A 20,243-nucleotide genomic window follows, 5' to 3' on the forward strand; every position below is an offset into this window, starting at 1 on the left:
GCGCGTTCACGCGCACCCAGGACGTCCGGCCACCGGGAACGCGCGCGGTGTCCCCGACGGCCACCGCTCAGGGCGTCCGGCATATGGACCGGTCCGTACCACCCACCGGTACGGACCGGTCCTTCTGCTTATGCTGGCCGCATGCTGACCATCACACAGGCCCTGTACGACCAGATCGTCGCCCACGCGCGCGAGGACCACCCCGACGAGGCGTGCGGCGTGGTGGCCGGTCCCGTGGGCGAGGGCCGCCCCGAGCGGTTCATCCCGATGCTCAACGCCGCCCGCTCGCCGACCTTCTACGAGTTCGACTCGCAGGACCTGCTCAAGCTCTACCGGGAGATGGACGACCGCGACGAGGAGCCGGTGGTCATCTACCACTCCCACACCGCCACCGAGGCGCACCCCTCCCGCACCGACATCACCTACGCGAACGAGCCCGGCGCGCACTACGTCCTGGTCTCCACGGCGGACACCGACGGCGTCGGCGAATTCCAGTTCCGGTCCTTCCGGATCCTGGACGGAGAGGTGACGGAGGAGGAGGTCAAGGTCGTGGACGCCTACTGATACCGCATGGCGGACGGAAGGAGTCCATCACGTGAGATCACACTCCGGAAGCCGGTCCGGGAATCGATACGATGAGCCCATGGTTCTTCTCGACGTGAGCGAACAGGCGCCGGGCACGCTGCTCGTGGCGCGCCTGCACGTCGACCTGTGCAGGCTGAACAGCGCCATCTGTTGATCCTCGCTGCCGCCGTACGGCCGTGAGCCCCGCGGCGGGCTGCCGCGCGCCGCCGCGCGCCCCACCGAACCCACGACACCTTCCGACAGGAGCCCTCAGCCATGGCCATCGAGGTCCGCATCCCGACCATCCTCCGCCAGTACACCGACGGCCAGAAGGCGGTGGAGGGCACCGGGGACACCCTCGCCCAGCTCTTCGCCGACCTCGAGACCCGGCACACGGGCATCCAGGCCCGCATCGTGGACGGGGAGCAGCTGCGCCGCTTCGTCAACGTCTACCTGAACGACGAGGACGTCCGCTTCCTCGACGGCATCGACACCAAGCTGTCCGACGGCGACAGCATCACGATCCTGCCGGCCGTCGCCGGCGGTATGGCCTGATCGGGATGCGGTACGACTCCCCGCTGGCCGCGGTGGGCAACACCCCTCTGGTGCGCCTGCCGCGGCTCTCGCCGTCCGACGACGTCCGCATCTGGGCCAAGCTGGAGGACCGCAACCCCACCGGCTCGGTCAAGGACCGCCCCGCGCTCCACATGATCGAACAGGCCGAGAAGGACGGCCGCCTCACCCCCGGCTGCACGATCCTGGAGCCGACCAGCGGCAACACCGGCATCTCGCTCGCCATGGCCGCCAGGCTCAAGGGCTACCGCATCGTCTGCGTGATGCCCGAGAACACCTCCCAGGAGCGCCGCGACCTGCTCGCCATGTGGGGCGCGGAGATCATCTCCTCCCCGGCCGCGGGCGGCTCCAACACCGCCGTACGGGTCGCCAAGGAGCTCTCCGCCGAGCACCCGGACTGGGTCATGCTCTACCAGTACGGCAACCCCGACAACGCCGGCGCCCACTACGCCGGCACCGGCCCCGAGATCCTCGCCGACCTGCCCTCCGTCACCCACTTCGTGGCCGGCCTCGGCACCACCGGCACCCTCATGGGCGTCGGCCGCTACCTGCGCGAGAACAAGCCGGACGTGAAGATCGTCGCCGCCGAACCGCGCTACGACGACCTGGTCTACGGCCTGCGCAACCTCGACGAGGGCTTCGTACCCGAGCTGTACGACGCCTCCGTGCTCACCACCCGCTTCTCGGTCGGCTCCGCCGACGCGGTCACCCGTACCCGGGAGCTCCTCCAGCAGGAGGGCATCTTCGCGGGCGTCTCCACCGGCGCCGCCCTGCACGCCGCGATCGGCGTCGGCAACAAGGCGGTGAAGGCCGGCGAGAGCGCGGACATCGTGTTCGTCGTCGCCGACGGCGGCTGGAAGTACCTCTCCACCGGCGTCTACACGGCAGCCACCACCGAGGAAGCCATCGACACCCTCCAGGGCCAGCTCTGGGCCTGACGGGGCTCGCCGGGATTCCCTACGACGTTCCCTACGACGCGAGGTGACGGACCTGGTCCCACAGGGCCGGGTCCACCACACCCACCCGGCGCCGGAAGTCCCCCACGGGGACCTCCCGCAACTCGTCGGTCTCCAGGAAGCTCGTCCGCCCCCGCGCGTCCCCGACCGAGCCCGGCGGCAACGTGACCACCCCGGCCCGCTCGTCCCGGTACCGGCTGGTGATCTTCGCGACCAGCACCCGCCGCCCGCGCACCGAAAGCACCAGACACGGCCGGTCCTTCGCACCGTCACGGTCCTCGTACGGCACGTTCGCCCACCAGATCTCCGCCGGCCGCGGCCGCGCCGCCCGCCCCCTCGGCCCCGCGGGCCGCCCCGGCGGACGCCGGCTGCCGCCCGGCCGGGGCGGCCGACGCCCGCGCCCCCAGCCGTCGACGACCGCGGCGACGAGCGCGAGCAGCACCACCGCCGCGAGAGCGAGCCACCAGGACGTGTCCATACCGACGACCGTACCGGCGCACACCGCCCCCGCGCGCCCCCAGTGGTCTCCCGCGCGCCCCGCGTCCAGCCGAACCGGTGACACCACAGGTGAGTTCGCCCACAACGGCCCCTGGCGGAGGAGCGACCGCAGGTTTTGCGCCTTACGCTCGACAAACCGCACGACCCCCGTCTCTCCACACGCGCCAGCGGAGGTTTCTGCTTCATGAAGCTCACCGTCGTCGGCTGCTCGGGGTCGTTCCCGTCCGCGGAATCGGCCTGCTCGAGCTACCTCGTCGAGGCCGACGGCTTCCGGCTGCTCCTCGACATGGGCAACGGCGCCCTCGGCGAGCTGCAGCGCCACTGCGGTCTCTACGACCTCGACGCGATCTTCCTCAGCCACCTGCACGCCGACCACTGCATCGACATGTGCGCCTACTTCGTGGCGCGCTACTACCGGCACGACGGCGGCCGCTGCGACCCCCTCCCCGTCTACGGACCCGAGGGCACCGAACACCGGCTCACCACCGCCTACGCCGACACCCCCTCCGCCTCCTCCATGAGCGAGGTCTTCGACTTCCACACGGTCAAGCCGTCCACCTTCGAGGTCGGGCCCTTCACGCTGCACGCCGAACGCGTCGCCCACCCCGTCGAGGCCTACGCCCTCCGCGTCGAGCACGGCGGCAGGTCCCTGACCTACTCCGGCGACACGGGCGTCACCGCCACACTCGACGAACTCGCCCGCGACACGGACCTGTTCCTGTGCGAGGCCGCCTTCACCCACGGCAAGGAAGACATCCCCGACCTGCACCTCAACGGCCGCCAGGCGGGCGAGAGCGCCGCCCGCGCCGGCGCCCGACGCCTCGTCCTCACCCACATCCCCCCGTGGACCGACCCCCAGGTCAACCTCGCCGACGCGCGCGAGGTCTACGACGGGGCGGTGGAGGTCGCCGCGCCGGGCGCGGTGTACGAGATCTAGGCACGGGATCCGGGCAGCGGGGTCCGGGACAGGGCGCGGGCCGTACCCAGGCCGTACACGCGCAGGAAACGGGCCCCGGAACCTTCCCGGTTCCGGGGCCCGCGTCACGCGTTGCGGCGGTCACTCACGCCTTCGTGAGGTCCTCGATCTCCTCCTCGGGCTCGCGGCCCGGGGTCTTCAGGTTGAACTTGACGATCGCGAAGCGGAACGTCGCGTAGTAGATCACCGCGAACACCAGACCGATCGGGATGATCAGCCAGGGCTTGGTCGCCAGATGCCAGTTCAGGGCGTAGTCGATGGCACCCGCCGAGAAGTTGAAGCCGGCGTGCACACCCAGACCCCAGGTGATCGCCATGGAGATGGCGGTGAGCACCGCGTGCAGCACGTACAGGACCGGCGCGATGAACATGAACGAGAACTCGATCGGCTCGGTCACACCGGTGACGAACGAGGTCGCGGCCAGGGAGACCATCATGCCCATCACGGCCTTGCGGCGCTCCGGGCGGGCGCAGTGCGCGATGGCGATCGCGGCGGCCGGCAGACCGAACATCATGATCGGGAAGAAGCCCGACTGGAAGATGCCGGCGGACGGGTCACCGGCCAGGAAGCGGGTGATGTCGCCGTGCACGACCTCACCGGCGGCGTTCGTGAAGTCGCCGAGCTGGAACCAGGCCACGGTGTTGACGAACTGGTGCATGCCGACCGGGATCAGCGCACGGTTCACGCCGCCGAACAGGGCCGCGCCACCCGCGCCGAGACCGGTCATCCACTCGCCGAAGTTGGAGATACCGGTACCGATGGGCTCCCAGACCAGACCGAAGAAGACACCGACCACGATGCCGACGAAGGCCATGATGATCGGCACCAGCCGGCGGCCGTTGAAGAAGCCGAGCCAGTCCACCAGCTTGGTGCGGTGGAACCGCTGCCACAGGACGGCGGCGAGCAGACCCATGATGATGCCGCCCAGCACACCCGGGTCGTTGTACGTCGCCGCGACGTCCTCACCCTTCTGGACCACCGCCTCGGTGACCGGGAAGGCCTCCAGCACCTTGCTGTAGACGAGGAAGCCGACCACCGCGGCCAGCGCGGTCGACCCGTCCGCCTTCTTGGCGAAGCCGATGGCCACGCCTATGCAGAACAGGATCGGCAGCGAGCCGGTCAGCGCACCGCCCGCGTTGTTGAAGACGGCGGCGACCCGGTCCCAGCCCAGACCGTCCTTGCCGAAGATGTCGTCCTGGCCGAGCCGTACCATGATGCCCGCCGCCGGCAGCACGGCGATGGGGAGCTGCAGGCTGCGGCCGATCTTCTGCAGACCCTGGAAAAGACCAGATCCCCGCTTCTTTGCGGGGGCCGCCTTGTCGGTGGCGGTGCTCATACTTCCTCCATCGGGTGGTGGTCTACACCACTCAGTGGTGTAGACCTGTTGTAGCACGATGAAGGCCGCGTAAGGAACCCGCGATTCCGCGACCGAGGCACTACACCCCGTACCCGATCAGCACCGCGCACGCGCCCGCGCGCGTACGCGCCCGCACCCGCCCGTGCAAGGGCGCGCCGAAGGCCCCCGGACCGAACGGTCCGAGGGCCTTCGCAAGACCACGCGCAAAGGGTACGTGAGGGTACGTGAGGTCTACACCTTCGTGACGTCCTCCACCTCCTCCTCCGGCTCCCGCCCCGGAGTCCGCAGGTCGAACTTCGTGATCGCGAACCGGAAGACCACGTAGTACACCACCGCGAAACACAGACCGATCGGAATGATCAGCCACGGCCGGGTCGCCAGGTTCCAGTTGATGACGTAGTCGATCAGCCCCGCCGAGAAACTGAACCCGTCCTTCACGCCCAGCCCCCACGTCACCGCCATCGACACACCCGTCAGCACCGCGTGCACCGCGTACAGCACCGGAGCGATGAACAGGAACGAGTACTCCAACGGCTCCGTGATCCCCGTCACGAACGACGTCAGCGCCAGCGACAGCATCAGACCGCCGACCTCCTTGCGCCGATGCGGCTTCGCGCAGTGCGTGATCGCCAACGCCGCCGCGGGCAGCGCGAACATCATGATCGGGAAGAAACCCGAGGTGAACTGACCCGCGTCCGGATCGCCCGCCAGGAACATGTTGATGTCCCCGTGCACCACCGTGCCGTCCGGCTTCGTGTAACTGCCGAACTGGAACCACATCGGCACGTTCAGGAACTGGTGCAGCCCGATCACCAGCAACGCCCGGTTCGCCAGCCCGAACACACCCGCGCCCCACGCGCCGATCCCGGTCATCCAGTCGCTGAAACCCTCCAGCGTGTCACCGATCGGCGGCCACACCCACAGGCACAGCGCCGCGAACAGGATCGCCACGAACGCCATGATGATCGGCACCAGCCGGCGCCCGTTGAAGAACCCGAGCCAGTCCACCAGCCTCGTCCGGTGGAACCGCTGCCAGAAGTACGCCGTCAGCAGCCCCATCACGATGCCGCCGAACACCCCCGGATTCTGGAACGTGAACGCCGTCACCGCCCCCGACCCGTCCGTCGGCCGGCACCCGACCTGCGCCACCGCCTCCGAACCCTCCGGGCAGTCCTCCGGAAACTGCCGCAGCACGTTGACGTAGACGAGGAACCCCGCCACCGCCGCCAGCGCCGTCGAACCGTCGGCCTTCTTCGCCATCCCGATGGCCACACCCACACAGAACAGCAGCGGCAGCCCCAACGACCCGTCCAGCAGCGCACCACCCGCGCCCGTCATCACCTTCGAGACGTTCGACCAGCCCAGCCCCTCGTCCCCGAAGACATCCGGCTGCCCCAGCCGGTTGAGGATGCCGGCCGCGGGCAGGACCGCGATGGGCAGCTGAAGACTGCGGCCCATCTTCTGCAGGCCCTGGAACCCCTTGTTCCAACGGGCACGAACAGGGCTGACCGCGCTGTCGGCACTCATCCGGTCTCCCTCCGGTCTCCGTCCGGCCGCCTCGCGGTCCCCCACGGCGGGAGGCGGTTTGGCGGCCGTCGGTCGGGTGGTGTAGACCAGTTGACGACGGTTCCGCTGTCGTGACGCCATCATTCGGTACACACCGCATGACCGCTCGCGTAGAGGGGCCAACTGTGGGTTACTGCGACAAAGCGGCTCGGATCAGGGAGAAAGAACATGGCCAGCAAGGCTGAGAAGATCGTCGCCGGCCTCGGCGGCATCGACAACATCGACGAGATCGAAGGCTGCATCACCCGCCTCCGCACCGAGGTCAACGACCCCGACCTGGTCAACGAAGCCGCCCTGAAGGCCGCAGGCGCCCACGGCGTCGTCAAGATGGGCACCGCCATCCAGGTCGTCATCGGCACCGACGCCGACCCGATCGCCGCGGAAATCGAAGACATGATGTAAGCGCCGCCGGCGCACCGGGCGCCGAGAAGCGCCCCAGGGGCCCCTCCCACCACACACCACGGGAAGGGCCCCTCCGCATGCCCCGCTAGGCTCAGCCGCATGTCACGCATCGACGGCCGCACCCCCCAGCAGCTCCGCCCCGTCACCATCGAACGCGGCTGGAGCAAGCACGCCGAAGGCTCCGTCCTCGTCTCCTTCGGCGACACCAGAGTCCTCTGCAACGCCTCCGTCACCGAAGGCGTCCCCCGCTGGCGCAAGGGCAGCGGCGAAGGCTGGGTCACCGCCGAATACGCCATGCTCCCCCGCGCCACCAACACCCGCGGCGACCGCGAGTCCGTCAAGGGCCGCATCGGCGGCCGCACCCACGAGATCAGCCGCCTCATCGGCCGCTCCCTGCGCGCCGTCATCGACTACAAGGCCCTCGGCGAGAACACCATCGTCCTCGACTGCGACGTCCTCCAGGCCGACGGCGGCACCCGCACCGCCGCCATCACCGGCGCCTACGTCGCCCTCGCCGACGCCATCACCTGGGCCCAGACCACCAAGAAGCTCATCAGGCCCAGCCGCAAGCCGCTCACCGGCACCGTCTCCGCCGTCTCCGTGGGCATCGTCGACGGCACCCCGATGCTCGACCTCCCCTACGAGGAAGACGTCCGCGCGGACACCGACATGAACGTCGTCTGCACCGGCGACGGCCGCTTCGTCGAGGTCCAGGGCACCGCCGAGGCCGCACCCTTCGACCGCGACGAACTCAACGCCCTCCTCGACCTCGCCGCCGCCGGCTGCACGGAACTGGCCGAACTCCAGCGCAAGGCCCTCGGCACGGTCCTCGAAAAGTAAAGAGCACCCCAAGGGCGCATCAAGAAAGGCGGCCCGGACACGCAACTCCGCCGCCCGCCACCGCGTCACTAGGAATACAGCAGCACAGCAGTACAGCAGTTCTACGGGCGTACGGCCGGACGCACCCGCCGTACGCCCGACGCCGCACCGACCGCACACGGGCCACCCGGCCCTGTCCCAAGGGGGGACCGAGACCCATGGCCGCGAGCCGCCACCGACGCCTTCGCCGCATCACCGTCACCGCCGCAGCCGTGGCGGCCCTCGCCCTGACGACCGGCCTCACCACCGGATGCGACGCCGTCGACAAGGCCCTCGACTGCGTCCAGACCGCCGACGCCATCGCCGACAGCGTCACCGCGCTCCAGCAGGCCGTGGAGAACGCGTCCAACGACCCGACGCAGCTCGAGGAATCCCTCAACTCCATAGACAAGAACCTCGACAAGATCGGCGACCAGACCGACAACGCCGACGTCAGCAAGGCCGTCGACGACCTCGGCGAAGCCGTCGGCAACGTCCGCACCTCGGTCGAGAACGGCGACAACACCCCCGACCTCAGCCCCGTCACCGACGCGGCCGGCGAACTGACGAAGGTCTGCACGCCGTAGGGACGGCCGCGCGGGACGGACTCAGGGGTCCGGAATACTGGACCCCATGACCCGCCTCATCCTCGCCACCCGCAACGCCGGAAAGATCACCGAACTGAGGGCCATCCTCGCCGACGCGGGCCTGCCCCACGACCTCGTCGGCGCGGACGCCTACCCGGAGATCCCCGACGTCAAGGAGACCGGCGTCACCTTCGCCGAAAACGCCCTCCTCAAGGCCCACGCCCTCGCCCGGGCCACCGGCCTGCCCGCCGTCGCCGACGACTCCGGCCTCTGCGTCGACGTCCTGAACGGCGCCCCCGGCATCTTCTCCGCCCGCTGGGCCGGCCGCCACGGCGACGACAAGGCCAACCTCGACCTCCTCCTCGCCCAGCTCGGCGACATCGCCGACGAACACCGGGCCGCCCACTTCGCCTGCGCGGCGGCCCTGGCCCTGCCCGACGGCACGGAACGGGTCGTCGAGGGCCAACTCCGAGGCACCCTGCGCCACACCCCCGCCGGCACGGGCGGCTTCGGCTACGACCCGATCCTCCAGCCGGAGGGCGAGACCCGCACGTGCGCGGAACTGAGCGCGGAGGAGAAGAACGCGATCAGCCACCGGGGGGAGGCGTTCCGGGCACTGGTGCCGGTGGTGCGGGAGCTTTTGGGCTGACTCAAGAGTGAGGGCCCTGTACCTAAGATTCATAGGTACAGGACCCTGTGCGCCCGGTCGGATTCGAACCGACAAACACAACCACCTAAAGATTGCCGCTCGGCCAGTTGGCGTACGGGCGCCCGACCGGGCCTACTTTACTGGGCGCAGTATGCCGCCGTCGGCCGCCTCGGCACCAGGTGGCAGTGACGGCGTGACAGTTGGGGCACAGTAACCGCAGGTTTTCCTGTCGATCGTCGCTCCAGTCCCCATTGACGTGGTCCACTTCCAGCGTCATGGGCTGGCCGAGCCACTCGGGGCCTGTACCGCACTTGTTGCAGCTGTTGGGTACGCCGACTGCGCAGAGCGCCCGGCGCAGCAACGCGGTCTTCGTCCGGCGTGCGCCAACGTGCTTGACCAAGATGTCATCAGGCTGTCTGAGCGGTGTGGCCGTGCTGGGCTTGCCCCGCCGGTGAGCCTGCCCCAGGAAGTGCGCTGTCGAGAGACGGTCGTCAGCGAGCCATCGACGCAAGAGGGCGCGTTGCGCACCGCTGTCGGGACGTCCTAGTCGACGGAGCACACCAGCGATCGATACGCATTCGGCGACTGCGGCGCGTAGATCCTCAGCAGAAGGCCGGACCCGGCTACCGGCAGGGGCGAGATGTGACATGTCGATTCCGTAGTGGGTGAACCTCTTCGCGAGGTACCTCCGCAGATTGCCGGACGGCTGGGCGCCGAAGAAGACGATCACTTCATCGAGGTCGGAGCACTGCTCGGCTGCCTCTGTAAGTCGATCACGCGTGTATCGCACGCCACTGCTCATCGGCTTGCACGCCCCTTGCCACGTCCTCGGTACGTGTCCGTGATCGAGTGGCAGTTCGGGCACAGGAGTCGAAGGTTCTCGACGCGGTTGTTGCGCCAGTCGCCGTCGACATGGTCGACCTCCAAGGGGATCGGACGTCCGTGCCAGATGCCGTGGTTACCGCAAAGTGCGCACCGCTCGGGTGCGCCCACGGCCGCCATCGCCCACTTGAGTCGATCGCTGGGGATACGCCTCGCTTTGGCGGGCGACTGCTCGACGAGCAAGCCTTCAGGCGTCCGAGGGCGCCAGGGCTTCCCCTTCCGGGTCGGCATCTGGAAGTGCGAGATGTCGATGTCGTAGGCCTTGATGCGTCGGCTGATGTGCGTGTGGTGCCCACCGACCACTTCTAGCCCGAGATGTCGGAGTACCTCGCACATGTTCGTCGAAGCAGTGACTGCCTCCTGGAGGACCTCCCGGGTCCACTTCACTCCCTCACGCTGGAAGTGGGAGGTGTCGACCTCAAGCCTCTTCATCCGCGCCAGGACATACCGCCGTGTCGAGCTCTTCGGATCCACCCCCAACCGCACCAACGCCTCCGACAACGTCCGCGCCCCCCGAGCCGCCTCTTCCAGCCGCTCCCGGCTGTACGCACTTGCCCCCATCGATTCCCCTCCGTCCCCGGCCGCCCGTTCGCAGCCTCGTACGGAGTAACGAACCGGTTATCGGACAGTCACGCACGGAATCCGGAAGGGCCCGTACCGGAAAGCTCCGGTACGGGCCCTTCCGAAAGGGAACTCAGATGCCCAGGTCCTTGATGATCTTGGCCACGTGGCCCGTCGCGCGGACGTTGTACAGGGCGTGTTCGATCTTGCCCTCCTCGTCCACCACGAACGTGGAGCGGATGACGCCCATGTACGTCTTGCCGTAGTTCTTCTTCTCGCCGAAGGCCGCGTACGCGTCGAGGACCTTCTTGTCCGGGTCGGCGAGGAGGGTGACCTTCAGGGACTCGGCCTCGCGGAACCTGGCCAGCTTCTCCGGCGTGTCGGGGGAGATGCCGATGACGTCGTACCCGGCGCCGGCCAGCAGCTCCAGGTTGTCCGTGAAGTCGCACGCCTGCTTCGTGCAGCCGGGGGTGAGCGCGGCAGGGTAGAAGTAGACGATGACCTTGCGGCCCTTGTGGTCGGACAGGGACACCTCGTTGCCGTCGGCGTCCGGGAGGGTGAAGGCGGGGGCCGGGTCCCCGGGCTGGAGTCGCTCGCTCATCGATCCAGCGTAACCGGGGGTCCTGACAGTGCGGCGGCGCCAGTAGCTGACAGACTGTCCGGGACAGCGTCAGCAGACTTCGGAGGCGTACGGTGGCGGACACGTCGGACATCAGAACCCCGGCGCAGATCGAGGCGGACATCAAGCGCCGCCGCGAGGTGCTGGCCGAGACGCTCGACGAGATCGGGATGCGGGTGCACCCGAGCACGATCGTGGGCGATGCGAAGGCCAAGGTCGCGTCCAGCGTCGATCACACCCTCGGACGGGCGTACGTCCAGGTCAATCGTGTGGTCAGCGATGTGAAGGCGCAGTTCGTGGACGAGGAGGGCTCGCCGCGGATGGAGCGGATCGTGCCTGTCGCGCTCGTCGTGGTCGGGGTGGTGGGGCTGTTCGCCCTGGGCGGTACCCGGCGGCGCGGGCGCTGAGCCGGGGCAGGTAGGTTCGAGGCGTGAGCGCCAAGAGAAACGAGCACAGTTCCCCGGACGACAAGCTGCCCATCCGGATGCTGCACGACCGCGTACTCGTCAAGCAGGACACCGGTGAGGGCGAGCGGCGTTCCGGGGGCGGGATCCTGATCCCCGCCACGGCGGCGGTCGGCAAGCGGCTGGCCTGGGCCGAGGTCGTCGCGGTGGGGCAGAACGTGCGGACCGTGGAGCCGGGTGACCGGGTGCTGTACGACCCGGAGGACCGTGCGGAGGTCGAGGTGCGGGGTACGGCGTACGTGCTCATGCGCGAGCGTGATCTGCATGCCGTGGCCGCGGACCGGTTCGAGGGGTCGGAGGATTCGACCGGGCTGTATCTCTGAACCGGCGGTAGGCGAAGGCCTCGGGAGGCTTCAGGGGCTGGTGATCAAGGTCACCAGCCCCTTTCCCCTGTCTTTGCTACCTTGGAGGTACCCGACGAGACGCGCCGTACCGGGCTGAAGGAAAAGACGACGCACCACCGTTCAGTTCGTTTCACGGAGGTGTCTGTCGTGGCCTGGGTTCTGCTGCTCGTCGCCGGTCTGCTCGAGGTCGGCTGGTCGATCGGGATGAAGTACACGGACGGTTTCACGCGGTTGTGGCCGAGTGTGTTCACCGGTGCGGGGATCGTCGCGAGCATGGTGCTGCTGTCGTACGCGGCCCGGACGCTGCCGATCGGGACCGCGTACGGCGTGTGGGTGGGGATCGGTGCGGCCGGTGCGGCGGTGCTGGGCATGGTGGTGCTGGGGGAGCCGGTGACCGCCGCCCGGATCTTCTTCATCTGTCTGCTGCTGGTCGCCGTCGTGGGGCTGAAGGCGACTTCGGGTCACTGACCCGGTGCGGGGTCACGGGCGGCGGGGTGAGAGGGGGATACCGGCGATCGTTCCGTCGTTCGAGTCGTCGTCGTCATCGCCGCCGGTGCCGTTCGAGTCGTCGTCGTTGTCTCCCTCGGTGGTGCCGTCGCCGTTCGCCGAGTCGTCGTTGCCGGTGGGGCCCGGGTCGCCGGTGGGGCCGCCGGCGGTGGGGGCGCCGGTGCCGTCGCCACCGGGTGGGGTGCTGCCGCCGGTACGGCCCGGGGTCCGGGTGCCGTTCTCCTCGCGGTCGCCGGAGGACTCGTCGCCGGGCTGGCGGCTGCCGCTCTCCTCGCCGGCTCCCGGTTCGTCGGAGGTGCCGGCGGACGGGGATTCGGTGATGTCGGCGCCGGCCTGGAGGCGGAGGTCGAAGTCGGTCACGGGTTCGCCCTCGAGGGCGTCGCGGGTGTACTGGCCCCAGATCTCGGCGGGGGCGCCGCCGCCGTTGATCCGGTCCAGGCCCATGGCGCCGTAGAGCGGTTTGTGGGCGGCGGTGACGGGGTCCTGGCCCATCACGGCGACGACGGTGGCGAGTTCGGGGGTGTAGCCGGCGAACCAGGCGGCCTTGTCCTCCTCGGCGGTGCCGGTCTTGCCGGCGGCGGGGCGGCCTGCGGTCTGGGCGGCGGTGGCGGTGCCGTTCTGGACGACGCTGCGCAGGACGGAGGTGGTGGTGTCGGCGGCTTCGCGGCTGACGACTTGCTCTTCGTGTCGTTCGGGCAGTTCGACCTCGTGCTTGCCGTCCTTCAGGACCTTTTCGACGAGGGTGTAGCTGCCGTGCCGGCCGTGGTTGGCGAGGGTCGCGTAGGCCTCCGCCATGTCGAGCGGGCTGGCGTGGGCGACGCCGAGGGCGATGGACGGTGACGGCACCAGTTCGGGGGTGTCGGGGGAGAGGCCGAGGTCGATGGCGGTCTGTTTGACCTTGTCGGAGCCGACGTCGACGGCCATCTGGGCGTACACGGCGTTGATGGATTTGTCGGTGGCTTCGGTGACGGTGACGTCGCCGTAGTCGTGGTGGTCTTCGTTCTCGGGGGCGTAGCGGTCGCCGCTCCAGCCTTGGACGGGGCGTTCACTGGTGCCGTCGTAGACGGTGCCCGGCCTGATGAGGCGGCCGTCCTGGGTCCGGGAGCCGTTGTCGACGGCGGAGGTGAAGACGAAGGGCTTGAAGGTGGAGCCGACCTGGAAGTCCCGGCGGGTGGCGTTGGGCGTGTACTGCTTGACGTAGTCGATGCCGTTGTACATCGCGACGACCTTGCCGGTTCTCGGGTCGACGGAGGCGCCGCCGGCGCGGACGTAGGTGTCGACCTTGCGGTTCTTCGTGTCCAGTTCGGACATCAGTTTGTCGTCGACGGCTTTGACGAAGGCGTCCTGCTTGTCTTTCTGGAGGGTGGTGGTGATGCGGTAGCCGCCGCGGCCGAGGTCTTCCTCGGTGACGATGTCGTTCCTGGCGAGGTAGCCCTTGATGATGTTGACGAGGTAGCCGCGCTGACCGGACATGCTGGTGGAGACGGTGGTCTTCTTGGGCATCGGGAACTTCGTTCCGGTGCGTTCGGCGGCGGTGAGCCAGCCTTTTTCGACCATGCCGTCCAGGACGTAGTTCCAGCGGGCCTCGGCGGCGGGACGGTTCTCGGGGTGGGCGACGACGTCGTACTGGCTGGGTGCGTTGAGCAGGGAGGCGAGGTAGGCGCCCTGGGCGGCGGTGAGGTCCTTGGCGTCGATGCCGTAGTAGGCATGGGCGGCGGCTTGGATGCCGTAGGCGCCGCGGCCGAAGAAGCTGGTGTTGAGGTAGCCCTCGAGGATGTCGTTCTTGCTCTTCTCGCGATCGAGTTTGATCGAGATGAAGAATTCCTTCACCTTGCGGGTGATGGTCTGTTCCTGGGCCAGGTAGTAGTTCTTGACGTACTGCTGGGTGATGGTGGAGCCGGACTGCTTGCCCTGGCCGGTGGCGGTGTTCCAGCCGGCGCGGACCATGGCCATGGGGTCGATGGCGGACTCGGTGTAGAAGTCGCGGTCCTCGGCGGCGAGGACGGCGTGCTGGGCGTCCTTGGAGATGCGGGCGAGGCCGACGCTCTCCCGGTTCACCTCGCCGTCGCGGGCGAGGACGCTGCCGTCGGCGTACAGGTAGACGTTGGACTGCTTGGTGGCGAGCGCGTTGGCGGCCGGGATCTGTACCAGGTGGTAGCCGAGGAAGAAGCCGCCGATCAGCAGCATGACGCCGATGAGGCAGGTGCCGAGCGTGATGCGCCAGGTCGGGATCAGCCGGCGCCAGCCGGTGCGCCGTGGCCGCTCGGGTTTCCCGGCCTTCCCCTCGCCGGCCGTCTGTGGCTCTCTCGGCGCCCAGCCCTGGTTCGGCTGCTGCGGCTGAGGCTCGTCACTCATCTCGTGCACGGACTCCTGTTTCGCGTCGTACGGTCTGGTCTCGTGTCGCGTACGGCCTTGTGCGCTTCTGCGCGCTCTGCGCCCTCTGCGTGCTCTGGGGAAGACTCCCGTACCGGGGGTTCCGTTCCCGCTCGACGGCATGCCTGGGAAATCTGCGTGGCACGGGCGGTCGCCGTCGCACTAAGCTCCTGCGCTTCGGTGCCTGGTCGGAGAAGGGGGTGGTGAGGGTGGGTTCGGGACGGTTGTACGTGGCTGTCGCGGTGGGGGGATTCCGACGGTACGCGACGTATCGGGCGGCTACCGCCGCCGGGGTCTTCACCAACACGGTCTTCGGGTTGATCCTGGTTTATACCTATTTGGCCCTGTGGGACGAGAAACCGCAGCTCGGGGGTTACGACCAGGCGCAGGCCGTCACGTTCGTGTGGCTGGGGCAGGCCTTGCTGGCGGCGTTGGCGATCGGGGGCGGTGGGTTCGAGGACGAGCTGATGGAGCGCATCCGTTCGGGTGACATCGCCGTCGATCTGTACCGGCCGGCGGACCTTCAGCTGTGGTGGCTGGCGGCGGACGTGGGGCGGGCGCTGTTCCAGTTGGCGGGGCGCGGGGTGCTGCCGTTCGTGTTCGGGTCGCTGTTCTTCCCGGCGGCGCTGCCGCGGGAGGCGTCCACGTGGGTGGCGTTCCTGGTGGCGGTGGCGCTGGCGATGGTGGTGGGTTTCGCGCTGCGGTACCTGGTGGCGCTGTCGGCGTTCTGGCTGATGGACGGGACGGGGGTGACGCAGATGGCGTGGCTCGCGGGGTTGTTCTGCTCGGGGATGCTGCTGCCGCTGAACGTGTTCCCGGGGGCGCTCGGTGAGGTCGTGCGGGCGCTGCCGTGGTCGTCGCTGCTCCAGGCGCCGGCGGACGTGCTGCTGGGGGAGGCCGATCCGCTGGGGACGTATGTCTTCCAGGCGTCCTGGGCGGTGGTGCTGCTGGCGGTGGGGCGGCTGGTGCAGTCGGCGGCGACGCGGCGGGTGGTGGTGCAGGGTGGCTGAGGGGACCGGGGCCACCGCGGTCACCGAGGTGGCTGGGGCGGCCGAACGGGGTGAGCCGCGTGGGCGGGTCGTCGAGGGGCTGCGCGCGTACGGTCTGATCTGCGCGATGTGGGTCCGGTCGACGATGGCGTACCGGACGTCGTTCGTGCTGACGACGTTCGGGAACTTCGCGATGACCGCGCTGGACTTCGTGGCGATCCTGCTGATGTTCTCGCGGGTCGACGCGCTGGGCGGCTACTCGCTGGCCGAGGTGGCGTTCCTGTACGGGCTGTCGGGTGTGTCCTTCGGGCTGGCCGACCTCGCGGTCGGCTCGATGGACCGGCTGGGCCGCCGGGTGCGGGACGGCACGCTCGACACGCTGCTGGTGCGTCCGGCGCCGGTGCTGGCGCAGGTGGCGGCGGACCGGTTCGCGCTGCGCCGGCTGGGCCGGGTGACGCAGGGAGTGCTGGTGCTGGGGTACGCCCTGGTGGTCGTGGACATCGACTGGTCGGTGGCGAAGCTGCTGCTGATGCCGGTGATGCTGCTCAGCGGGGCGGGGATCTTCTGTGCGGTGTTCGTGGCGGCGGGGGCGTTCCAGTTCGTGGCGCAGGACGCCTCGGAGGTGGCGAACGCCTTCACCTACGGCGGTACGACGATGCTGCAGTACCCGCCGACGGTGTTCGCGCTGGACCTGGTGCGGGGGGTGACGTTCGTGGTGCCGCTGGCCTTCGTCAACTGGCTGCCGGCGAGTTACGTGCTGGGGCGGCCCTATCCGCTGGATCTGCCCGGGTGGGCGGCGTTCACGCCGCCGCTCGCGGCCGTGGCCTGCTGCGCGCTGGCGGGGCTGGCCTGGCGGGCGGGGCTTCGTTCGTACCGGAGTACGGGGAGCTGAGGGAGATGGGAGGAGACGGAGGAGATGGAGGAGATGGAGGAGATGGGGGACATGGCGGAGACGGGGGAGTTCAGGGAGTGGAGGGAGTGAGGGAGCTGAGGGAGTCGGGAGAACCAGGGGTGTCGGTCGGGGCGGGCCGCGAGGGACGCCGGCCGGGTGCGGGCTTCATCGAACTCGACGGCGTGGAGAAGGTCTTCGACGTCCGCAAGAAGGCCGGCTTCCTGAAGCGGGAGCGGCGGCAGGTGCGGGCCGTGGACGGGCTGTCGTTCACGGTGGCGCGCGGCGAGATGGTCGGTTACATCGGGCCGAACGGTGCCGGCAAGTCGACGACGATCAAGATGCTGACCGGCATTCTGACGCCGAGCGGCGGCCGGCTGCGGGTGGCCGGCATCGACCCGTCCCGGGAGCGGGCGCGGCTGGCGCACCGCATGGGGGTGGTGTTCGGGCAGCGGACGACGCTGTGGTGGGACCTGCCGCTGATCGACTCCTACCGGCTGATGCACCGCATGTACCGCATCCCGGACGCCCGGTACCGGGAGAACCTGGACCGCTGTGTGGAACTCCTGCGGTTGCGGGACCTGTTGGACGTGCCGGTGCGGCAGCTGTCGCTGGGGCAGCGGATGCGGGGCGACATCGCGGCGGCGCTGCTGCACGACCCGGAGGTGCTGTACCTGGACGAGCCGACGATCGGTCTGGACGTGGTGTCGAAGGCGAAGGTGCGGGGTTTCCTGCGGGACCTGAACGCGGAGCGCGGCACCACGGTGCTGCTGACCACGCACGACCTGCAGGACATCGAACAGCTGTGCTCGCGGGTGATGGTGATCGACCACGGGCGGCTGATGTACGACGGTGCGCTGGACGGGCTGCACGAGGTGGGGGAGAGCGAGCGGACGCTGGTGGTGGACCTGGAACGGGAGTTGCCGCCGATCGAGGCGCCGGAACCCGCGCGGGTGGTGCGGGTGGAGGGGCCGCGGCAGTGGCTGGCGTTTCCGGCGTCGGCGTCGGCCGCGGGGCTGGTGGCGCGGATCGCGGCGGAGTACCCGCTGGTGGACCTGTCGGTGCGGGAGCCGGACATCGAGTCGGTGATCGCCCAGATGTACGCGGAACGCGCGGGCGCGTAGTGTCCGGCGCGGCGACCTCGTAGGCTGCTTGTATGACCGACGACGCCCCGGAGCTCCGGGCATCCGACGCCGACCGTGAACGAGTCGCCGAGGTCCTGCGGGAGGCCCTCGCCGAGGGGCGTCTGGACATGACCGAGTTCCAGGAGCGGCTGGACACCACGTACAACGCGCGGACGTACGGGGAACTGGCGCCGATCACCCGGGACCTGCCGGCCGGCCCCGTGGAGGGGCCGTCCCGGGTGTCGATGACCAAGGAGCCCGAGCGGAGCGGGGACTGGGCGGGCCGGATCACCGGCGGCGAGGGGTCGTCGTCGTGGGCGGTCGCCGTGATGTCCGGGTTCCAGCGCAAGGGGCGCTGGACGGTGCCGAGGCGGTTCAACTCGTTCGCGTTCTGGGGCGGCGGGGACATCGACCTGCGGGAGGCGGTCTTCGCCGACCGCGAGGTCGTGATCAACTGCGTGGCGATCATGGGCGGGATGAACGTGATCGTGCCGCCGGGTGTCGAGGTGATCGTGCGCGGCGTCGGCGTCATGGGCGGCTTCGACCACCGTGAGGAGGGCGTCCCCGGCGACCCGGGCGCGCCGCGCGTCGTGGTGACGGGGTTCGCCTTCTGGGGCGGGGTCGGTGTGGTGCGCAAGCTGACGCGGGCGGAGCGGCAGCGGCAGAAGGAGGAGCGCCGGCGGGAGAAGCTGGAGCGCAAGGCCGCGTCGCGGGAGCGGCACTCCGCTCTCCGGGAGGACGTGGAGGGCGCGCACCGCAGGATGCTGGACGGGCACCGGGACCTGGTGCGCGAGCACCGCGACGAACGCCGCGAGCAGCGTGAACTGCGCCGCGAGGAGCGGGACCGCCGCGGGTGGGACGAGGACTGAGCGGGGGTTCCCCGCGCCGGTCCGGTCCGGGCTCCCCGTGCCGGCCGCTCCGGACGCCGGGCCGTGCCGTGCGTCGTGGTGCCGGGGCCGGGTCCGGTCCCGGTGCCCGGGTCACAGCTGGACCGGTGCCGCGCCCTTCAGGTCGTCCAGGTCGAGGAGCCGGCCCATCCGTGCGTACCCCTTGTCGCTGGGGTGCAGGTGGTCGCCGCTGTCGTAGTCGGAGCGCAGGCGGCGCGGGTCGTAGGGGTCGCGCAGGGCCTTGTCGAAGTCGACGACCGCGTCGAACACGCGTCCCGACCGGATCTCTTCGTTGATCTCCTGCCGCATCGTCTCGCGGTCCTGGGTGGAGCGGCCGTAGCCGCCGAACGGCATGATCGTCGCGCCGACGACCTTCAGGCCGCGGGCGTGGGCCCGGTCGGTCAGCGTGCGCAGGCCGTCGAGGATGCTCTCCCGGTCGGCGAGTTCCGGGCTGTGCAGGATGTCGTTGACGCCGAGGGCGATGACGACGACCTTGACGTTGGTGCGGTCCAGCACGTCCCGTTCGAAGCGGCTCAGGGCACTGGGGTTGTCGGCGGGCCGGCCCGACCGGCCGGTGAGGATCCGGTTGCCGCTGATGCCCTGGTTGGCGACGCCGTAGCGGGGCGTGTCCCGGCCGGCTCCGGCCGCGTCGTGCAGCCGTTCGGCGAGGACGTCGGTCCAGCGGTGGTTGGCGTTCATCTCGGCGCCGAAGCCGTCGGTGATCGAGTCTCCGAGGGCGACGACGGTGCCGTCGGCCTCGTGGCTCAGCACGTCCAGCGCGGTCAGGTAGCGCCAGTTCGGGGTTCGGGTGGTGTAGGCGACGGCGGTGACGTCCGCGGTGTGCTCGCCGTCGGCGACGTAGCTGGTCTGCCGTGCGTGCGGGTGGTGGGTGACCGGGCCGGACGGGACGGGGGAGTAGGTGGTGACCAGGACGTCGGTGCCGTACGGGACGGTGATGCGGGCGGGGTCGCTCATCACCTGTCCGCCCGCCGGGACGACGACCCGGGGGCTGCCGCCGAAGGTGAGCCGGCGCATGGTGCCGGCGAGCGCGGCGGCGGTGTCCGGGCCGTCGGCCAGGGCGATGGTGGCGTGCGTGACGGTCAGCGGGGACTGCCCGTAGAGGTTGGACAGGGTGATGCGGGCGCTGGTGCCGCCGATGCTCGTGTGCACGACGTTGCGCACGGAGCGGCCCGCCATGCCGGTCGTGCCGGTGCCCGGTTCGGCCGAGGCGGGGGAGGCGGACCAGGCGCCGACCCAGGTGCCGGTGGAGGCGGGGGCGGCGTCGCCGCGCGGGAAACGGCCGCCGGCGAGCGGTGTGCGGTCCGTGGCGCCGTCGTCGGCGGACACTCCGGCGTACAGGGCCGCGGAGATCGCCACTATCAGGGTGACGATCGCCGCGAGCAGGGCACGGTGCCTGGTGGGGGGCGCCCCCGCACCCCCGTCACGTCCCCGGGTCATGCTGTGCTGTTCTCCTCGGGCGAGGGGAGCCCGAGGCTCCGGTCCGGTGAACCCATGATGCGTCATGGGCCGGGGAACGGCCGCAGGACCTCGCGGCGCCCCGCGGGACTTCCGCGGGACTCCGGCAGGGCCTGGTGCGACTTCCGTAGGTCCCCGCGGG

General features: G+C 69.8%; 23 protein-coding genes, 1 tRNA gene and 1 riboswitch. Of the genes, 16 read left to right on the forward strand and 8 right to left on the reverse strand.

Annotated elements, in window-relative coordinates; all coding sequences use genetic code 11:
• Positions 1–141 precede the first annotated feature (141 nt).
• From ACP4IX_RS00495 to ACP4IX_RS00510, 4 genes are all read left to right on the forward strand, one after another.
• Entirely contained in the window at positions 142–564 is a 423-nt protein-coding gene (locus ACP4IX_RS00495) for a Mov34/MPN/PAD-1 family protein (protein ID WP_426516710.1), read from the forward strand.
• A gap of 79 nt (positions 565–643) precedes the next feature.
• Positions 644–739 carry a putative leader peptide gene (locus tag ACP4IX_RS00500; protein WP_313662420.1) on the forward strand — a complete coding sequence of 32 codons (96 nt, stop codon included), beginning with the start codon at positions 644–646 and terminating at the stop codon, positions 737–739.
• Positions 740–840: 101 nt separating this feature from the next.
• Entirely contained in the window at positions 841–1,119 is a 279-nt protein-coding gene (locus ACP4IX_RS00505; protein ID WP_073723595.1) for a MoaD/ThiS family protein, read from the forward strand.
• Positions 1,120–1,124: 5 nt separating this feature from the next.
• Entirely contained in the window at positions 1,125–2,075 is a 951-nt protein-coding gene (locus tag ACP4IX_RS00510; protein WP_426516713.1) for a PLP-dependent cysteine synthase family protein, read from the forward strand.
• Positions 2,076–2,106: 31 nt separating this feature from the next.
• Here the strand turns inward: ACP4IX_RS00510 and ACP4IX_RS00515 are convergent, their stop codons facing one another.
• A complete protein-coding gene (locus ACP4IX_RS00515) occupies positions 2,107–2,571 on the reverse strand; it encodes a type II toxin-antitoxin system PemK/MazF family toxin (RefSeq protein WP_426516715.1) in 465 nt (154 codons plus the stop codon).
• Positions 2,572–2,775: 204 nt separating this feature from the next.
• Here ACP4IX_RS00515 and ACP4IX_RS00520 point away from each other — a divergent pair, with 204 nt between their 5' ends.
• Positions 2,776–3,528 carry an MBL fold metallo-hydrolase gene (locus tag ACP4IX_RS00520; protein ID WP_426516717.1) on the forward strand — a complete coding sequence of 251 codons (753 nt, stop codon included), beginning with the start codon at positions 2,776–2,778 and terminating at the stop codon, positions 3,526–3,528.
• Positions 3,529–3,652: 124 nt separating this feature from the next.
• Here ACP4IX_RS00520 and ACP4IX_RS00525 read toward each other — a convergent pair whose 3' ends face one another.
• A complete protein-coding gene (locus tag ACP4IX_RS00525) occupies positions 3,653–4,903 on the reverse strand; it encodes a PTS transporter subunit EIIC (protein WP_426516719.1) in 1,251 nt (416 codons plus the stop codon).
• A 252-nt stretch (positions 4,904–5,155) separates the two neighbouring features.
• Positions 5,156–6,451, reverse strand: a complete 1,296-nt coding sequence (locus ACP4IX_RS00530) for a PTS transporter subunit EIIC (protein WP_426554407.1) — start codon at positions 6,449–6,451, stop codon at positions 5,156–5,158.
• Positions 6,452–6,658: 207 nt separating this feature from the next.
• On the opposite strand from ACP4IX_RS00530, the gene ACP4IX_RS00535 reads away from it, so the two are divergent.
• The 4 genes from ACP4IX_RS00535 to rdgB all read left to right on the forward strand — a co-directional run bounded on the left by ACP4IX_RS00535 (position 6,659) and on the right by rdgB (position 8,986).
• On the forward strand, positions 6,659–6,892 hold the full coding sequence (locus tag ACP4IX_RS00535) for a glucose PTS transporter subunit EIIB (RefSeq protein WP_007388582.1): 234 nt from the start codon (positions 6,659–6,661) through the stop codon (positions 6,890–6,892).
• A 99-nt stretch (positions 6,893–6,991) separates the two neighbouring features.
• Positions 6,992–7,732, forward strand: coding sequence for a ribonuclease PH (gene rph, locus ACP4IX_RS00540; protein ID WP_426516724.1), 741 nt, complete (start codon positions 6,992–6,994; stop codon positions 7,730–7,732).
• A 197-nt stretch (positions 7,733–7,929) separates the two neighbouring features.
• Positions 7,930–8,337 carry a hypothetical protein gene (locus ACP4IX_RS00545; RefSeq protein ID WP_426516726.1) on the forward strand — a complete coding sequence of 136 codons (408 nt, stop codon included), beginning with the start codon at positions 7,930–7,932 and terminating at the stop codon, positions 8,335–8,337.
• A 46-nt stretch (positions 8,338–8,383) separates the two neighbouring features.
• Positions 8,384–8,986 carry an RdgB/HAM1 family non-canonical purine NTP pyrophosphatase gene (gene rdgB / locus ACP4IX_RS00550; RefSeq protein ID WP_426554408.1) on the forward strand — a complete coding sequence of 201 codons (603 nt, stop codon included), beginning with the start codon at positions 8,384–8,386 and terminating at the stop codon, positions 8,984–8,986.
• Between the two features lie 48 nt (positions 8,987–9,034).
• Here rdgB and ACP4IX_RS00555 read toward each other — a convergent pair.
• The 3 genes from ACP4IX_RS00555 to bcp form a co-directional block, all read right to left on the reverse strand.
• Positions 9,035–9,108, reverse strand: a tRNA-Leu gene (locus ACP4IX_RS00555).
• Positions 9,109–9,784: 676 nt separating this feature from the next.
• Positions 9,785–10,429, reverse strand: coding sequence for an HNH endonuclease signature motif containing protein (locus tag ACP4IX_RS00560; protein ID WP_426554409.1), 645 nt, complete (start codon positions 10,427–10,429; stop codon positions 9,785–9,787).
• Between the two features lie 133 nt (positions 10,430–10,562).
• Complete coding sequence (gene bcp, locus ACP4IX_RS00565) at positions 10,563–11,030, reverse strand: thioredoxin-dependent thiol peroxidase (protein ID WP_426516732.1); 468 nt, start codon at positions 11,028–11,030, stop codon at positions 10,563–10,565.
• 92 nt (positions 11,031–11,122) lie between these two features.
• On the opposite strand from bcp, the gene ACP4IX_RS00570 reads away from it, so the two are divergent.
• The 3 genes from ACP4IX_RS00570 to ACP4IX_RS00580 all read left to right on the forward strand — a co-directional run bounded on the left by ACP4IX_RS00570 (position 11,123) and on the right by ACP4IX_RS00580 (position 12,324).
• Positions 11,123–11,455 (forward strand): DUF3618 domain-containing protein, encoded by a 333-nt coding sequence (locus ACP4IX_RS00570; protein ID WP_426516734.1) that lies wholly within the window; start codon positions 11,123–11,125, stop codon positions 11,453–11,455.
• A 23-nt stretch (positions 11,456–11,478) separates the two neighbouring features.
• A complete protein-coding gene (locus ACP4IX_RS00575) occupies positions 11,479–11,835 on the forward strand; it encodes a GroES family chaperonin (protein ID WP_426516736.1) in 357 nt (118 codons plus the stop codon).
• 72 nt (positions 11,836–11,907) lie between these two features.
• A riboswitch (guanidine-III (ykkC-III) riboswitch) is annotated at positions 11,908–11,971 on the forward strand.
• A 32-nt stretch (positions 11,972–12,003) separates the two neighbouring features.
• Entirely contained in the window at positions 12,004–12,324 is a 321-nt protein-coding gene (locus tag ACP4IX_RS00580) for a DMT family transporter (RefSeq protein WP_165685864.1), read from the forward strand.
• A gap of 12 nt (positions 12,325–12,336) precedes the next feature.
• Here the strand turns inward: ACP4IX_RS00580 and ACP4IX_RS00585 are convergent, their stop codons facing one another.
• Complete coding sequence (locus tag ACP4IX_RS00585; RefSeq protein ID WP_426554410.1) at positions 12,337–14,718, reverse strand: transglycosylase domain-containing protein; 2,382 nt, start codon at positions 14,716–14,718, stop codon at positions 12,337–12,339.
• Positions 14,719–14,939: 221 nt separating this feature from the next.
• On the opposite strand from ACP4IX_RS00585, the gene ACP4IX_RS00590 reads away from it, so the two are divergent.
• The 4 genes from ACP4IX_RS00590 to ACP4IX_RS00605 all read left to right on the forward strand — a co-directional run bounded on the left by ACP4IX_RS00590 (position 14,940) and on the right by ACP4IX_RS00605 (position 18,607).
• On the forward strand, positions 14,940–15,746 hold the full coding sequence (locus tag ACP4IX_RS00590; RefSeq protein ID WP_426516740.1) for an ABC transporter permease: 807 nt from the start codon (positions 14,940–14,942) through the stop codon (positions 15,744–15,746).
• 106 nt (positions 15,747–15,852) lie between these two features.
• The gene (locus ACP4IX_RS00595) at positions 15,853–16,617 is read left to right on the forward strand and encodes an ABC transporter permease (protein ID WP_426517245.1); all 765 of its coding nucleotides are present in this window, start codon (positions 15,853–15,855) and stop codon (positions 16,615–16,617) included.
• A gap of 86 nt (positions 16,618–16,703) precedes the next feature.
• Positions 16,704–17,738 carry an ABC transporter ATP-binding protein gene (locus ACP4IX_RS00600; protein WP_426554411.1) on the forward strand — a complete coding sequence of 345 codons (1,035 nt, stop codon included), beginning with the start codon at positions 16,704–16,706 and terminating at the stop codon, positions 17,736–17,738.
• A 32-nt stretch (positions 17,739–17,770) separates the two neighbouring features.
• On the forward strand, positions 17,771–18,607 hold the full coding sequence (locus ACP4IX_RS00605; RefSeq protein WP_426554412.1) for a DUF1707 SHOCT-like domain-containing protein: 837 nt from the start codon (positions 17,771–17,773) through the stop codon (positions 18,605–18,607).
• 111 nt (positions 18,608–18,718) lie between these two features.
• On the opposite strand, the gene ACP4IX_RS00610 is transcribed toward ACP4IX_RS00605, so the two are convergent.
• Positions 18,719–20,083 (reverse strand): SGNH/GDSL hydrolase family protein, encoded by a 1,365-nt coding sequence (locus ACP4IX_RS00610; protein ID WP_426516746.1) that lies wholly within the window; start codon positions 20,081–20,083, stop codon positions 18,719–18,721.
• Between the last annotated feature and the right edge of the window lie 160 nt (positions 20,084–20,243).

This window comes from Streptomyces sp. WG5, assembly GCF_049974565.1.
In the GTDB taxonomy this organism is placed as follows: Bacteria; Actinomycetota; Actinomycetes; order Streptomycetales; family Streptomycetaceae; genus Streptomyces.